The 14368-nt window shown below is 62.2% G+C and carries 19 protein-coding genes and 1 tRNA gene; 10 read left to right on the forward strand and 10 right to left on the reverse strand.

The annotated features are described in order from the left end of the window. Positions 1–41 precede the first annotated feature (41 nt). Entirely contained in the window at positions 42–665 is a 624-nt protein-coding gene (locus QCE83_RS14150; RefSeq protein ID WP_309811161.1) for an exonuclease, read from the reverse strand. Next, positions 662–1306, reverse strand: coding sequence for an MBL fold metallo-hydrolase (locus QCE83_RS14155; protein ID WP_309811165.1), 645 nt, complete (start codon positions 1304–1306; stop codon positions 662–664). Before QCE83_RS14155 ends, QCE83_RS14150 begins: the two co-directional genes overlap by 4 nt. 664 nt (positions 1307–1970) lie before the next feature. Here QCE83_RS14155 and QCE83_RS14160 point away from each other — a divergent pair. Next, complete coding sequence (locus QCE83_RS14160) at positions 1971–2579, forward strand: septal ring lytic transglycosylase RlpA family protein (protein WP_309811168.1); 609 nt, start codon at positions 1971–1973, stop codon at positions 2577–2579. A gap of 61 nt (positions 2580–2640) precedes the next feature. Here the strand turns inward: QCE83_RS14160 and rsmI are convergent, their stop codons facing one another. Next, the gene (gene rsmI, locus QCE83_RS14165; RefSeq protein ID WP_309811170.1) at positions 2641–3558 is read right to left on the reverse strand and encodes a 16S rRNA (cytidine(1402)-2'-O)-methyltransferase; all 918 of its coding nucleotides are present in this window, start codon (positions 3556–3558) and stop codon (positions 2641–2643) included. Between the two features lie 79 nt (positions 3559–3637). Here rsmI and QCE83_RS14170 point away from each other — a divergent pair, with 79 nt between their 5' ends. The 6 genes from QCE83_RS14170 (at position 3638) to QCE83_RS14195 (ending at position 6547) form a co-directional block, all read left to right on the forward strand. Continuing rightward, a complete protein-coding gene (locus tag QCE83_RS14170) occupies positions 3638–3991 on the forward strand; it encodes a YraN family protein (protein ID WP_309811173.1) in 354 nt (117 codons plus the stop codon). 122 nt (positions 3992–4113) lie between these two features. Beyond that, positions 4114–4701 (forward strand): phosphoheptose isomerase, encoded by a 588-nt coding sequence (locus QCE83_RS14175; protein ID WP_309811176.1) that lies wholly within the window; start codon positions 4114–4116, stop codon positions 4699–4701. Positions 4702–4724: 23 nt separating this feature from the next. Beyond that, positions 4725–5537, forward strand: coding sequence for a BON domain-containing protein (locus QCE83_RS14180; protein WP_309811179.1), 813 nt, complete (start codon positions 4725–4727; stop codon positions 5535–5537). A gap of 2 nt (positions 5538–5539) precedes the next feature. Continuing rightward, entirely contained in the window at positions 5540–5878 is a 339-nt protein-coding gene (locus QCE83_RS14185) for a c-type cytochrome (protein WP_309811763.1), read from the forward strand. A gap of 67 nt (positions 5879–5945) precedes the next feature. Continuing rightward, a tRNA-Ala gene (locus tag QCE83_RS14190) sits at positions 5946–6021 on the forward strand. Between the two features lie 94 nt (positions 6022–6115). Beyond that, positions 6116–6547, forward strand: a complete 432-nt coding sequence (locus QCE83_RS14195; protein WP_309811181.1) for a VOC family protein — start codon at positions 6116–6118, stop codon at positions 6545–6547. Here the strand turns inward: QCE83_RS14195 and QCE83_RS14200 are convergent. Together QCE83_RS14200 and sap1 are read right to left on the reverse strand one after the other, a co-directional pair. After that, positions 6537–7079, reverse strand: a complete 543-nt coding sequence (locus QCE83_RS14200) for a YaeQ family protein (RefSeq protein ID WP_309811187.1) — start codon at positions 7077–7079, stop codon at positions 6537–6539. The two genes, QCE83_RS14195 and QCE83_RS14200, sit on opposite strands and share 11 nt — an antisense overlap. A gap of 256 nt (positions 7080–7335) precedes the next feature. Continuing rightward, positions 7336–7680 carry a surface attachment protein Sap1 gene (sap1, locus tag QCE83_RS14205; protein ID WP_309811190.1) on the reverse strand — a complete coding sequence of 115 codons (345 nt, stop codon included), beginning with the start codon at positions 7678–7680 and terminating at the stop codon, positions 7336–7338. A gap of 401 nt (positions 7681–8081) precedes the next feature. Here sap1 and QCE83_RS14210 point away from each other — a divergent pair, with 401 nt between their 5' ends. Together QCE83_RS14210 and QCE83_RS14215 are read left to right on the forward strand one after the other, a co-directional pair. Further along, entirely contained in the window at positions 8082–8708 is a 627-nt protein-coding gene (locus QCE83_RS14210; RefSeq protein ID WP_309811193.1) for a LysE family translocator, read from the forward strand. Beyond that, complete coding sequence (locus QCE83_RS14215) at positions 8705–9175, forward strand: SgcJ/EcaC family oxidoreductase (RefSeq protein ID WP_309811196.1); 471 nt, start codon at positions 8705–8707, stop codon at positions 9173–9175. The genes QCE83_RS14210 and QCE83_RS14215 overlap by 4 nt, the downstream gene beginning before the upstream one ends. 2 nt (positions 9176–9177) lie before the next feature. Here QCE83_RS14215 and mnmE read toward each other — a convergent pair whose 3' ends face one another. Further along, positions 9178–10566, reverse strand: a complete 1389-nt coding sequence (mnmE, locus tag QCE83_RS14220) for a tRNA uridine-5-carboxymethylaminomethyl(34) synthesis GTPase MnmE (protein WP_309811199.1) — start codon at positions 10564–10566, stop codon at positions 9178–9180. A 308-nt stretch (positions 10567–10874) separates the two neighbouring features. Between mnmE and QCE83_RS14225 the strand changes: the two genes are divergently transcribed. Next, positions 10875–11291 carry a transcriptional regulator gene (locus QCE83_RS14225; protein WP_309811766.1) on the forward strand — a complete coding sequence of 139 codons (417 nt, stop codon included), beginning with the start codon at positions 10875–10877 and terminating at the stop codon, positions 11289–11291. A gap of 79 nt (positions 11292–11370) precedes the next feature. Here QCE83_RS14225 and yidC read toward each other — a convergent pair whose 3' ends face one another. Genes yidC through rpmH form a run of 4 tightly spaced genes read right to left on the reverse strand, consistent with a single transcriptional unit; the run spans position 11371 to position 14134 of the window. Beyond that, the gene (gene yidC, locus QCE83_RS14230) at positions 11371–13038 is read right to left on the reverse strand and encodes a membrane protein insertase YidC (protein WP_309811202.1); all 1668 of its coding nucleotides are present in this window, start codon (positions 13036–13038) and stop codon (positions 11371–11373) included. An 8-nt stretch (positions 13039–13046) separates the two neighbouring features. Then, complete coding sequence (gene yidD / locus QCE83_RS14235) at positions 13047–13382, reverse strand: membrane protein insertion efficiency factor YidD (protein WP_309811770.1); 336 nt, start codon at positions 13380–13382, stop codon at positions 13047–13049. A gap of 57 nt (positions 13383–13439) precedes the next feature. Then, entirely contained in the window at positions 13440–13943 is a 504-nt protein-coding gene (gene rnpA / locus QCE83_RS14240; RefSeq protein WP_309811205.1) for a ribonuclease P protein component, read from the reverse strand. Between the two features lie 56 nt (positions 13944–13999). Beyond that, the gene (gene rpmH, locus QCE83_RS14245) at positions 14000–14134 is read right to left on the reverse strand and encodes a 50S ribosomal protein L34 (protein ID WP_006998755.1); all 135 of its coding nucleotides are present in this window, start codon (positions 14132–14134) and stop codon (positions 14000–14002) included. Between the last annotated feature and the right edge of the window lie 234 nt (positions 14135–14368).

A 14368-nucleotide genomic window follows, 5' to 3' on the forward strand; every position in this document is an offset into this window, starting at 1 on the left:
CAATGCGGCTGCACTGAGGGAGTTTCCCTAACTCGCTGGCCTCACTGCGCGGTTTTACCTTCCGTGTCTTCGGGTGTCCCGGCCGTGGCGTCAGCCGCCTTTTGCGTGGCGCGCAACTCCGCCAGCATGTTGCAGAAGAGCGCGCCTTGCTCGATGGCGTCGTCGAGTGCGACGTGGGTATGCGGCAACTCGTCGAACCAGTGCTTGGGCAGACGCGGCTTGATGGCCTTGCGGTACGGCAGGCCGGTCATCGCGAAGGCGAGCGTCTTGATGTCGAGCGCCGACCAAGAGAACGGGCAGCGCTCGGCGAAGCGCATCATGTACCAGAAGATATAGGTAAAGTCGAAGCCCGCCGGATACGCGACGAACACTGGCTTGCCCGGTAAGGCTTCCACCCATTCGACATAGGCCCGCAGTGCCGGCTCGGGTTTTTGCAGGTCCTTGCGGCAGGCCGCCCACGCGTCGGGCTGAGTCTTCCACCAGGCGGCCTGCACCGGATGCGGCGCGGCGCCTTCGAGCGTTTCGAGATTCGCGGAGAACGTGGCGATGAGCTGCTTGTCGGCAGTGAACGCGGCCGACGCGAAACTCAGCATCGAATGCGGACCGGGAATGGGGCCGTCGGCTTCGACGTCGGTGCTGACATAGATTTCGGGAATGGCATTCACGCGGGGACTCCATCGCCGACGTAGGGATTGCTGCGACGCTCCTCGCCGAATGTCGAGGCTGGCCCGTGGCCCGGCACGAAGGTGACGTCGTCGCCGAGCGGCCACAGCTTTTCGCGGATCGAGCGCACGAGATCGGCGTGATTGCCGCGCGGGAAGTCCGTGCGGCCGATGGATCCGGCGAACAGCACATCGCCGACGAATGCCACCTCATGCGCCCGGCTGAAGAAGATCACATGACCCGGCGTATGGCCGGGACAGAAATACACCTCCATGGTTTCGTCGCCGAACTGCACGGTGTCACCGTTATCGAGCCAGCGGGCGGGCGTGAAGGCTTCTGCATTCGAGAAGCCGAAGCGGTGCGTCTGCTCCGGCAACTGGTCGATCCAGAACGCGTCTTCCCGATGCGGGCCCTCTATCTGTATACCGTAGTGGTCGGCGAGCGCTTTCGCTCCGCCGCAATGGTCGAGATGGCCGTGCGTCAGCAGGATCTTCTCGACCGTTACGCCTTGCTGCTCGACCGCAGCAATGATGCGTTCGATGTCGCCGCCCGGATCGACGACGGCCGCGCGCCGGGCCGTCTCACAGATGACGATGGAGCAGTTCTGCTGGAACGGCGTCACGGGAACGAGAATGACTTTCATATGACTGTCGTGGGTACAAGTGAGGCTGTAAAAACGTCCATTGTACCGAGCCGCATTGGGGAGCGATGGGCCGCGTTTTGTGACTGAAAACGAGGAGGGAACCGGCAATTCTTACGGTCATAGTGAAAATCAATGACGGCTTGCACAGTCCGGCGAGCTCAACCCCGGTTTTTTTGTATAATGGCACTACTTGTGCATGGGAGTCACCATGCTGTCATCAGGTGAATGTTCAGACGCTAGCGCGTTTTTACAATTGCCTTCAGTACGCAGTTGGGGGCCAAAAGCCTCGCAATCGCAATTCAAGCACCTTCCGTAGGTGCACACGTCTTGTCCGGCCAGACGCTGCGCGTCTGTCAGATGGCCTTGCTGCCGTCACGCCGGATGGGGCCTACGCCGCCGTTCCTGCGCTTTTACTGGTTTGTCCAGCGCACGAGCGTGATGCCATGTTCGATGGCGGCATGTGGGGTCTGGTCAGGCTGCCGGGGACAGGTTGCGCCAGACGTGAACAATAACCGGGCTTTGCGGCACGAGTACGCCGCATCCGTGCAGGGCCGGCCGTTCGCTTGACCGAGCGGCTTTGTGCTTTGGCGCGGCCATGCCTCGTGCAGCCTTGCGCGCGCCGACCAGCGCAGCGCGGCTGCACTTTTATCATTGGTACACGTCTATGAATGCTCGATTTATTCGACATGTCGGGAGCCTGCTAGCCGTTGGTGTGCTGGCTGGTTGCGCCGCGCCGGGTTCGGGCGATGTCGCATCCAATCCTCAGACTACTAAGTCTCTTAGCACGAGCAGTGCCCGCCCGGTCGGGCCGCTCGCTTTCGATTCGCACCTTTCCGCGCTTCCGGCGGACAAGCCGGCGCAGCCGTCACAGTCGCTGTCTGACGCCGAGCCGATCACCACCGGTCCGGACGTCGGCAGCTTCGAACAGAAGGGCAAGGCGTCGTGGTACGGCCGCATGTTCCATGGCCGCAAGACCGCGAGCGGCGAGAAGTTCAACATGAACGCGATGACCGCCGCGCACCGCACGTTGCCGCTGGCTTCGTGGGTTCGCGTGACGAACGAGGCGAATCACAAGACGGTCGTCGTGAAGATCAACGACCGTGGCCCGTACGTGCGCGGACGCGTGATCGACCTGTCCTATGCCGCCGCGGCTGTGCTCGGCATGCGCGGCACGGGTACGCAGAAGGTGAAGATCGAAGGGCTCACGCAGCAGGAAGCGCGCGAGGCTCGCGAAGAACAGGCGCAGTCGCTGGCTGACGACAGCGTGAACTGATCGCCTGAACGAGTTTTCGTCGTTCCAGAACCATGACGGGCCGTCTTGCGACGGCCCGTTTTTATTCGTCGTTGTCTTCGTGGTTCTCGTGCCCTGCGCGCTTCGCGAGCATGAGTGCGCGCTCGTACAGCACATTGCGCGACGCGCCGGTCAAGGTCGCGGCAATGCGCGCCGCGCTCTTCACCGATAACTCCTCCAGCAAGGTTCCGAGCAGGCCGTCGTGGGCGTCATCCGCGTCCTCGGCATCGGGCGCGCCTTCCACCACCAGCACGAACTCGCCGCGTTGACGGTTCGCATCGGCTTCGAGCCATGCTGGCCCTTCGGCCAGGGTGCAGCGATGCAGACTCTCATGTAACTTCGTCAACTCACGGGCAATCAACAACTGCCGTTCGCCGCCGAAGGCCTCGGCGAGCGCGCGTACGGTCTCGACAATCCGGTGCGGCGCTTCGTAGAAGACCAGCGCCATTGGATGATGCGTGAGCGTCCGCAGATGCGTGGCGCGCTGCTTCGCCTTGGTCGGCAGGAAGCCGATGAACGCGAAGCTCTTCACCCAGGCGCCGGCCGCGCTCAAGGCTGTCGTGAGCGCGCTGGCGCCCGGCAGCGGGATCACGGGAAGACCGGCTTCACGCACGGCATCGACGAGACGCGCGCCAGGATCGGAGATGCCCGGCGTGCCGGCATCCGAGACACATGCAATGCGCTCGCCGTTGCGCAGATGCGCGATCACGCGTTCGGCGGCGCTCTTCTCGTTGTGCTCGTGTACGGCGATCGACGGTTTCGAGATGCCGTAGCGCGCGAGCAATTGCGACGTGTTGCGCGTGTCTTCGGCGGCGATGCGATCCGCCAGTCCGAGCACATGCAGCGCGCGCAGCGTGATGTCCGCGACATTGCCGATCGGGGTGGCGACCACGTAGAGCGCGCCCGTCGGATAGATCTGTCCATCGGCGAGGCCGGAGAGTGACGCGGGAAGTGACGACATGTGACGGGCATCGGGGGAAAGGACGTCATTTTGCCACGCGCGATGTCGCCGTCCCGTCGACAACTTTCGTGGAGAAGCCATGTCCAAGACGCTCGGCGATGCGTTCGAGGCTCACGCGCTCGACTATCTGCAGCGGCGGCGCATGCGCCTGGTTGCGCGCAATGTGACGTGCCGCGGCGGCGAGCTGGATCTCGTGATGCTCGATGCGCACTGCGCGCTGGTGTTCGTCGAAGTGCGGGCGAGGCGGAGCAGGCGGTTCGCGCAGGCGGCCGCGAGTATCGATGCCAGGAAACGTGCGCGGCTGGTGCGTGCCGCGGAGCATTTTCTGGCGACCTGGCGCGGCAAGTTGCCGGCGTGCCGTTTCGATGTCGTTACCTTCGATGCCGGCCGCATCCACTGGCTGCCCGACGCCTTTCGCGCGGACGAAGCCTGAAGCAGCGTCGTGCTGCGTGATGCATGCGGTAAACTGCGCAACAACCTTCGTCCGGGCAGCGCTTCGGGCGAGACCCTCACATGCCGCACGGCGCCGCAGGTTGCGGCCGATGATCGAGAGCGATGTCAGTCGAACGTATCCAGCAGCATTTTCGCGACAGCGCGTCGCTCACACTCGAAGCACTCGATGCGCTGGCGGTCCCGATCGCGGCCGCCGTCGACACGCTCTTTGGCGCACTCGCCAATGGCAACAAGATTCTCGTGTGCGGCAACGGCGGCTCGGCTGCCGATGCGCAGCGTTTCGCGGCGCATCTCATTGGCCGCTTCGAGCGGGAGCGTCCGGGCTTGCCGGCGATTGCACTGACCACCGATACCTCGATCCTGACGGCCATTGGCAACGACTTTGCCTTCGAGCAGATTTTCTCGAACCAGGTGCGCGCGCTGGGGCAGGCGGAAGACGTGTTGCTGGCGCTCAGTACGTCGGGGAATGATGTAAACGTGCTTGCGGCGATCCAGGAGGCGCACGGGCGCGAGATGCTCGTGATCGCGCTGTCCGGCGACGGCGGCGGCGCAATGAACGACGTGCTGGCCGAAACCGACATCCATATTTGCGTGCCGTCGGAGCGCACGGCGCGGATCCAGGAAGTCCAGCTGCTGACCATTCACTGTCTGTGCGACGGCATCGATGCGATGCTGCTCGGCGACGATTGAAACTCAAAGGGGGAACGGAGTTGATGAACAAGACACGCGTCAAGGCGACTTTGGCCAATGCCACGCTGGTGCTGAGCATGTTGTCGGGGGTTGCGTTGACGTTGCAGGGCTGTGCGCTTGCGGTGGTCGGCGCGGCGGCCGGGGGAACCTTGATCGCGACCGACCGGCGCACGCTCGGTGCCCAGACGGAGGATCGCGAGATTCAGGTGAAGGCGCTTTCGCGCATCAACGAGAACCTGCCGGATACCGCGCATGTGAACGTGACGGTGTTCAATCGGCGTGTGCTGCTGACTGGGGAGGTTCCTGATGATGCGGCCAAGCAGAAGGCCGAGGCTGTCGTGCGCGATATCAACAATGTTGGCAGTATCGTTAATGAGCTGTCGGTGCAGGGGGCGAGTTCGCTTTCGTCGCGGGCCAATGACTCGTATCTCGAGACGCGCGTGAAGACGGCGATGGTCGGCGAGAAGGATCTGCGCGCGAACTATTACAAGGTGGTGTGCGAGCGCAGCATCGTTTATCTGATGGGGCTTGTGACGCAGGATGAAGGTGCGCATGGCGCGGATGTCGCGGCGCGCGTGCCGGGTGTGGAGCAGGTGGTGAAGGTGTATCAGTACATCAAGCCGGAAGAGGCGCGGGCGCTGGAGGCGGCGGCGGCATCGGATGCGAGCGCGGTGTCGGCGGCTAGCGCGCCGGCTCCGGCGGAGGCTACGGTGGGGACGGTGCCTGATTCAGGGGTGACGTCGCGTCCGCTCGATCAGCAAGCGCCTGCGCCCGTGAAGAATTCGGACGTGCATCCGGGGGCTTCTTCTTCAGGCTCTGCTCCGGCGGTGAAATGAGGATGCGGGGGTTGGTGGTTGTGGTTGCGATGGTTGTGGTGGCTATCGATGCGCAGGCGGCGGAGCAGGCTGGCTCTGCCGCTGACGCGATGGCCATCGCTCGCAGCAATGCGTGCATGGGGTGTCATGCGGTTGATCGCAAGCTCGTTGGGCCGTCGTTTCAGCAAGTGGCGGAGAAGTACAAGGGGCAAGCGCAGGCTAGCGTGCAGCTTGAGAAGAAGGTGAAGAATGGTGGGGCGGGGGTCTGGGGATCGATTCCGATGCCTTCCCACCCGCGTATGAATGATGCGGATATCAAGACGGTTGTGGCTTGGGTGCTCGCTGGAGCGCCTGCAAAATAAGCGGGAGCGGCTATCGTCCGATGGCTTGCACCTCAGCCAATCCGCTGTGATATTATTTTGCTTCGTTGGGGGGGTAGCTCAGCTGGGAGAGCGTCGCGTTCGCAATGCGAAGGTCGGGAGTTCGATCCTCCTCCTCTCCACCACGAATTCAAAAGGCCTGGCCCAAACGCCAGGCCTTTCTCATTCCCACCTCCCCCGCGCTAAACTCCCTCGCACCCCCACCTCAAGCGCCCCACCATGTCCTTCACAATCCGCGAAATCGATCACGTCGTGATCCGCTGCGCTGACCTCGACAACATGGTGACCTTCTACCGCACCGTGCTGAACTGCCCGATCGAGAAGGAGCAGCGCGACCTAGGCCTGATCCAAATGCGCGCAGGCCGTTCTCTAATCGACCTCCTGAGCGTAGGCGCAAAAATCGACCGACCTGACAGCGGCAACCCAGGCGCAGGCCGCAACATGGACCACCTCTGCCTCCGCGTCGAGCCCTTCGACGCCGAATCACTCCGCACCCACCTAGAAAGCCACAACGTGACCATCGGCGAAGAAGCGCGCCGCTACGGCGCCGAAGGCTTCGGCCCGTCCCTCTACCTGTTCGACCCCGAAGGCAACATGATCGAACTCAAGGGACCGCCTGAAGCGTCAGCCGACAAACCGATCACCCCTTAAGCACACTCCACCGCAGCTCAACCGCATCGGCCGTCTCGCTACCGAGTGAAGCCTCCCCATCCTGCATCATCAATTGCAAACGCATCGTCCGTTCGGCCAGCTTGCCGAGCGCGTCGCCGACGCCTTCCTCAAGCGACCACACCGTCACATTGCGCAACCGATCGATCTTGCCCTTCACCCCCTGCCACCATATGTCCGCCGTCCTGCCCGCGTAAGCAATGACAATCACACGCCCAGAGCGGCCGCTCGCCTTGGCAATGCGCCGTTCGTCCGGCTGACCCACCTCGATCCACGTCTCGATCTGCCCCGTGAGATCCTTCTGCCAAAGATCGGGCTCATCGGTGTCGGAAAGGCCCTTGCAGAATTCCAGCCGTTCGCTCGCGAAGAGCGCAAAGGCGGCAATACGCACCATCATGCGTTCGTCCGTTTCGGACGGATGGCGCGCGATGGTCAGGGAGTGATCGCCGTAGTAGTGGCGATCCATGTCGGCAATCTGAAGCTCTGCCTTATAGATGGTGGATTTGAGAGCCATTCAGCGTCGGGCGCCGGCTGCTTGGCCGGCGAGTCAGGTGAGCAAAAGCGGTCGGTGCGACGCACACGAGCACGCGCGACCGGTATTGTGCGGGGAATCCGACGGAAATGGGAAGACGTGACGACGCACGCGCACCAAAAAGTCCGACGCGTGGGAAAGAAGAAGACTCAGGCTGAAAGCTGAAGCAAAACACACCAACCGACGCGATCAGAAAATCGCGCCGTACAAATCAAATGCAAAAGAAATACAGACCGGATTATTGATCGATGAAACGATCCGCCGTCCACATGCCTTGTGTATCGCTGTTCGACGCATTGACGAACTCGACGTCATGGCCGACAACGCGTAATACACGGAAGTGGGAATCGACAGGAGTCGAGATACATTCGAAGCCTTCGAAATACTGCTGCATCTTCTGATGCTCTCCGGCTTTCTGGTGCTGATCGGCCGAATCAAACTTGTCTTTCGACAAGCATCCATACGAATTAGGCCGGAAGGTGAATGTCTGCTGAGGCTGAACAACGCTGTCCTGGGCTTGCGCGGTGGAGACAATGGCGAACAGGCCGACCATCGCAAAGAGAGCACTGGCGCGTTTCTGCATATATTTAGCCTCCGAACGACTAATCACTCGAAATTAGCTACGTATTTAAAAGCGGTTGACCGCAAAAGTCATGCTAGTGGAGTGAGAAAAACTTGCAAGCACAACTTGTGTGCGTCCGCAACACGGCAGAATGCCGCGGCACGGGTAAATCGCATCGCCCAATCGCAGCAATTAACCGAAAAAACCTGAAAGGCCGTCAATCGGAAATGAAAGCTTTCGAGCTGCGGCATTAAGCCGCTGAAAACCGCCCGAGGTAATGGATATTGCACCGCACGATCTCGCGTTCGTTCGCGCGTCGACATCCAGACCCAACCGCATCGACCCGTCAAGCTGGCCAGGCGGCCTATTGCCACATCCGTGCGTTCATGGATAAATCGACGCTTCGACTTCAGGAGAAAGTAATGACCCTTGCTCAATGGCTTCCGTTTGCAATCGCCTCCGCGATTCTCGTCGCGATCCCCGGGCCCACCGTGTTGCTGGTCGTCTCATACGCGCTCGGTCATGGGCGCAGGTTCGCGCTGGCGACCACGCTGGGCGTCGCCCTGGGCGATCTCACCGCGATGACCGCGTCGATGCTCGGCCTCGGCGTGCTGCTCGCGGCCTCGGCCGAATTGTTCATGCTCGTCAAATGGATCGGCGCGGCTTATCTCATTTATCTGGGCATAAAGCTGTGGCGGGCGCCGGTCATCGATACCGACGCCGCTCAGCCCACCGACGAAGTCCGCATGGGCCGCATCATCGCGCACGCTTATGCCGTCACGACACTCAACCCGAAGAGCATCATCTTCTTCGTGGCTTTCGTGCCGCAATTCGTCGATCCGCATGTCGCGAGCGTGTCGCAGATTGCGATTCTCGAAGCCACCTTTGTCGGTCTGGCGGCAGCCAACGCGTTCGCTTACGCGCTCCTCGCTTCTGGCGCGCGCGAGGCGATTCGCAAGCCATCTGTCCAGCGAGCCGTGAATCGCACCGGCGGCACGCTCCTGATGGGCGCGGGCATCTTCGCCGCGGCATGGAAGAAGGCAGCATGAGCCAGGCGCAAGACTGGAGCACGAGTGCGCGCCGCGCGTATTTCGGGTTGCTGGAAGACTGGAACCGCCAGGACGCTCGCGCGCTGGCGGCGCGCTTCACCGAACGCGGCAGCCTCGTCGGATTCGACGGCAGTCAGGTTGATGGCCGCGCCTGCATCGAAGCACACCTGCGTTCCATCTTCGAGCAACATCCAACGCCGCTCTTTGTCGCGAAAGTGCGCGAGGTGCGGCGCATGGCGAATGGGCACACGCTGCTCGTGCGCGCGATCGCGGGCATGTGGCCGCGCGGCGCCACCACGCTCGATCCGAAGCTGAATGCCATCCAGACCATGGTGCTCTCGCTATGCGACGGCGCGTATCGGATCGAAATGTTCCAGAACACGCCCGCAGCGTTTCACGGGCGTCCGGAGGAGGGCGAAAGGCTTAGCAACGAACTGCGCGGAGTCGGCGAGCCGCACGGACTGTGAGCTTACTTGCCGATACAAAAGCGGCTGAAGATCACGCCGAGCAGGTCATCGGAGCTGAACTCTCCGGTAATCGCGTTGAGCTTATCCTGCCCGAGCCGCAGCTCTTCGGCGAATAAATCGAGCACTTGCGAACGTTGATCTGCATGTCCTGCAGCCATCGCGAGATGTTCACGAGCCTCGCGCAACGCAATCAGATGCCGCTCGCGTGCCAGATAGACACTCTCGGCGCCCGCCTGCCAGCCGGCGATCTTGAGCAGTTCGTCGCGCAGCAGCGCGATGCCGTCGCCATTCTTCGCTGAGAGCTGCACGACGCGAATGTGGCCTTCGGCATCGTGCGCAGCGGCGGGCATGCCGGCCAGATCGGTCTTGTTCATGATCCGCACGACCGGCACGCCCTTCGGAAAGCGGGCGGCGATGTCGCGGTCCGCGACGCTCAAACCCTCGCGTGCGTCGAGCAGATGCAGCACCACGTCGGCACGCTCGATCTCGCCCCACGTCCGCTCGATGCCAATCCGCTCCACCTCGTCCTGAGTCTCGCGCAATCCCGCCGTGTCGATGATGTGCAGCGGGATGCCCTCGACCTGAATCGTCTGCGCCACTTTGTCGCGCGTGGTTCCGGCGATCGGCGTAACGATGGCGAGTTCCGCGCCCGCCAGCGCATTCAACAGCGACGATTTGCCGACATTCGGCTGTCCCGCCAGCACCACCGAAAGACCTTCGCGCAACAGCGCACCCTGGCGCGCGTCGGCGAGTACCGTCTCGAGTTGCTGCCGGATGCGGGCAAGCTTGCCGCGCGCATCGGCGGCTTCGAGAAAGTCGATTTCCTCCTCGGGAAAATCGAGCGTTGCTTCCACCAGCATCCGCAGATTGATCACGTCCTCGACGAGCGCATGAATCTCACGTGAAAATGCGCCTTCCAGCGACCGCCCGGCTGAACGCGCGGCCGCTTCAGTGCTGGCTTCGATCAGATCCGCGACGGCTTCGGCCTGGGCGAGATCGAGCTTGTCGTTCAGAAACGCGCGCCGGGTGAATTCGCCCGGCTCGGCCAGCCTCAGGCCGAACGCCTGGCCCACTTCGATCGCACGCTGCAGCACCAGTTGCAGCACGATCGGCCCGCCGTGCCCCTGCAATTCGAGCACGTGCTCGCCCGTGTACGAATGCGGCGCGGGGAAGTAAAGCGCGATGCCGCGATCAAGCGCCTCGCCGCCCGCATCAAGGAACGGCACGTAGCTCGCATGCCGCGGCGACAGCGTTTCGCCGCACAGAGCAAGCATTGCCTGCTGCGCCGCCGACGCCCCCGCTCGACCTAACGACAGCCGCACCACACCAATGCCGCCACGTCCGGGCGCGGTGGCGATTGCGACGATCGGATCGGTGTCGTTGCTCAACATGAAGGCAGTCAAAACGGAGGGAGGAAGGGTGCGCGCATTGTATCGCGACGACAAATCCGGACGACTTGCCATGCCAATAGGACGATTCTTGCGCTATCTTATTTGAGATACTCGACTGTATCGCTCCACCAGGCCGCGCTGACGAGCGGATCGGCGTATAAGTCAACAATGAAGGACATTGTTGATGAAATGATGTTGGCTACAAGCAGCAATTTGATCAACGTAAGCAAGATAAATGCGGATGAAACAAGCCATATCTAGCGTAGCTGGTTGACTTGTTGTCAGCGGATATTTCGCACAATTCGGTCATGCCTACACCACAAGAAAAGGCCGATTTTTCTGAGCGGCTGAAATTCTCGATGACCCGCGCACCTGAAAAGATGCGCGGCGCGACCGATCTCGCATTGCATTTCAATCTGCGTTACCGGGGCGAATCGGTTTCGCCTCAGACGGCGCACAAATGGTTGACCGCCCGGTCGATTCCAACCGCCGACAAGCTGAAGACGCTTTCAGAATGGTTCAAGGTCGATCAGCATTGGCTGCACTACGGCCCGCCGCCGAGCGGAAGTCCGAAGGGACCGCCCAAGCCGCTGGCCCGCGACGAGAAATATCCGGCGTCGGGCGAGACGCTCGAGCTGGCGACCAAGATCGAGTCGCTGTCGCCGCATCATCGGTATTTGCTCGAAGAACTCATCGAGCAGTTCTATGGGTCGATGAAGCGCTGATCCATCGCCAACAAGCCATCACCCCAACAAAAAACGCCCGGCAAGCCGGGCGTTCTCGCATGCAATCGCGACAGCGCGCTTACGCCGCTTTCTTGCGGTTCTTGCCCATCATGCGCGTGATGTAGTACTGCTGGGCGATGGACAACACGTTGTTCACCACGTAGTACAGCACCAGGCCGGCGGGGAAGAAGAAGAACATGACCGAGAAGGCGATCGGCATGAACATCATCATCTTGGCCTGCACGGGATCCGGCGGCGTCGGGTTCAGCTTGGTCTGCACGAACATCGAGACGGCCATCAGCACCGGCAGGATGAAGTACGGGTCCTGCTGCGACAGATCGTGAATCCACAGGATCCACGGCGCGCCGCGCATTTCCACCGACGACAGCAGCACCCAGTACAGCGAGATGAACACCGGAATCTGGATCACGACCGGCAGACAGCCGCCGAACGGATTCACCTTCTCGGTCTTGTACAGCTCCATCAGCTGCGCGTTCATCTTCTGCGGATCGCCCTTGAAGCGCTCGCGGATCTGCTGCATGCGCGGCGTGATTTCCTTCATGCGCGCCATCGACTTGTAGCTCGCCGCCGACAGCGGGAAGAACACCGCCTTGATGAGCAGCGTGAGCAGCACGATCGCCCAGCCCCAGTTGCCGACGTAGCTGTGGATCTTCTCCAGCAGCCAGAACAGCGGCTTGGCGATGATCGTCACCATGCCGTAGTCCTTCACCAGCTCGAGACCCGGCGCGATGCCTTCGAGCATGCGCTCTTCTTCCGGACCGGCGAAGAGGCGGGCATCGACGTTGACGCTCTGTCCCGGCGCGATCGTCTGCGCGGGCAGCTTGACGCCGACGCGGTACAGATCCGGATCGATCTTCTCGACGTAGATGTCGCGCTTCACGCCCTGTTGCGGGATGAACGCCGACGCGAAGTAATGCTGGACCATCGCAATCCAGCCGTTGTCGGCGGAGTTGACGTAGTCCTGCTTCTTCTTGTCGATGTCGCTGAAGTCGATCTTCTGGAAGTGCTTCTGATCCGTATAGACCGCCGGCCCGATGAACGTGTGCGAGAAGCGCGGCGTTTCCACCGGCGTGTTGTCGCGCACGAGCTCCATGTACACGGCCGGCGAAACCGGCGCCGTGCCGACGTTCTCGATCTTCGTATCGACGTTGATCACATAGCTGCCGCGCGTGAACGTGTAGGTCTTGATGACCTTCACGCCGCCTTTCACCGGCGATTCGAACGCGATCTTCAGCGTCTTCTCGTCACCGGTCAGCGAGGTCTGGCCGGGAATCGGAGTGAAGACGTCGTTGTGGTTCGGGAAGTCGCCGCCGAGCAGGCCGGTGCGCGCCAGATAGGTGTGGTTCGCGGTGTGATCGAACAGCGTGATGTAGAGGTTCGGCTGCTTGCCGTCGCCTTCCTTCATCAGCGCGAGCTTCGAGAGCGTGCCGCCGCGCGTGTCGATTTCACCCGAGTACACGTCCGTCGAGAACTTGACGACCTGCGCCTGGGCCGTGGCGGGCGGCGTCGTCGTGCCAGGCGCGGCGCCGGCCGGCGCGTTCGGCAGTTCGGAGGGCTGTGCGCCCGGCGTCGCCGATCCGGGTGCGGGGTTGGCGGCGGTCTTGGCCGGCTGCGTCGCGCTCGGGAAGAACATCGACGGGCGCCCATGGTCCCGTTGCCAGTTGTCGAACAGCAAGACAACTGACACGAAGAAGATGACCCATAGGACGGTGCGTTTGATATCCATGCGTTGTCTCAGTGTCGATCGGAAAGCGCTTCAGCGCCGTTTAGTGTTGAAAGCTTGTTGCGCGCGGACGGGTCCGACGATGCGGAATCCGGTTGCGAAGCTGGCTTGTCGGGTTCGCCGACGTGCCCCGGAGGAGCCGGCACGAGATCGATGCCGCCGGCCGAGAAAGGATGGCAGCGGCAGAGCCGTTTAACGGCGAGATACGTGCCGTGCGCGGCGCCATGATACTGGATTGCTTCGCGTGCGTAGTCGGAACAGGAAGGATAAAAGCGGCAGCGGTTGCCGAGCAGGGGGCTCACAGCAAGCTTGTAGAAGCGCAACAACGCGAGGAGTGCCGTTTGCATAAGCTTCGCGCTGTGCGCCGGGTTCGTCACTGAGACAAAGCCTGGCGCATCTGCGCTTCATGACCCGGATGAACTGCTCGGGCCGGATGAGTCGTCGACGGCGGGCGCCTTGGGCGGCTCCGTCACGGAATCGGCCGAACGGCGCGCTGCTTCGCGTACCGCACGGTCGAACAAGGCTTCCAGTTCCTGACCGATGAGCGCCCGAAGCGGCGGAGAACTCGCGCTCGGCATGGCCTTGCGGTCGATCTTCAAATGCAGCCGCACGAGAATGTCGAAGCCGCTCAGCTGCTCGCGCCGCAACCGGAACGCATCGCGCGCCAGCCGCTTGACCAGATTGCGCGTGACGGCGCGCGGCGCCTGCTTCTTGCCGATGACCAGCCCGAGCCGTGCTGCATGACCCGTTGGCTTGCCGTACAGGACGAAGTGCGGCGAACGTCGCCAGGGGCGCAAACGAAAAACGGATGAGAACTCATCCGTTTTCAGCAGCCTTGCGGCCTTGGGGAACGTGGCCTGCGCCGGCAACTGAACGATGTCCTGATTCAAGACTTCTGTGCGGCGCATGAGCGGCTCGTCGGCAGAAGCGCCGCGAGCGGCCATCTGCGGCAGTGCCAGCAGACTCAGACTGCCAGGCGCTTGCGGCCCTTCGCGCGACGAGCGTTGATGACCTTGCGGCCACCCGCGGTCTTCATGCGGACGCGGAAGCCATGGGTGCGCTTGCGGCGCGTCACGGAAGGTTGGTAAGTACGTTTCATGGTGCTCTCACTTGAGTTGATTGACCGCGCGGGCTTGGCTCCAGTGTGGTCACTGCAAGCGCGATGGCCGGAGGTTCAGGAATTCTGTTTTCGCGGAACCCGCTATTTAAACTGCTTTTCACTTGACCGTCAATAGGTTAGCAGCACGCGAGGCGCGCGCCGGCCGCTTTTTCATGCTTCCGGGACCTTGATGTGTCCCTGTGGATAACTCGCGCGCCGGTCTCTTTTGGCGTT

The organism is Caballeronia sp. LZ034LL (assembly GCF_031451215.1).
GTDB lineage: Bacteria > Pseudomonadota > Gammaproteobacteria > Burkholderiales > Burkholderiaceae > Caballeronia.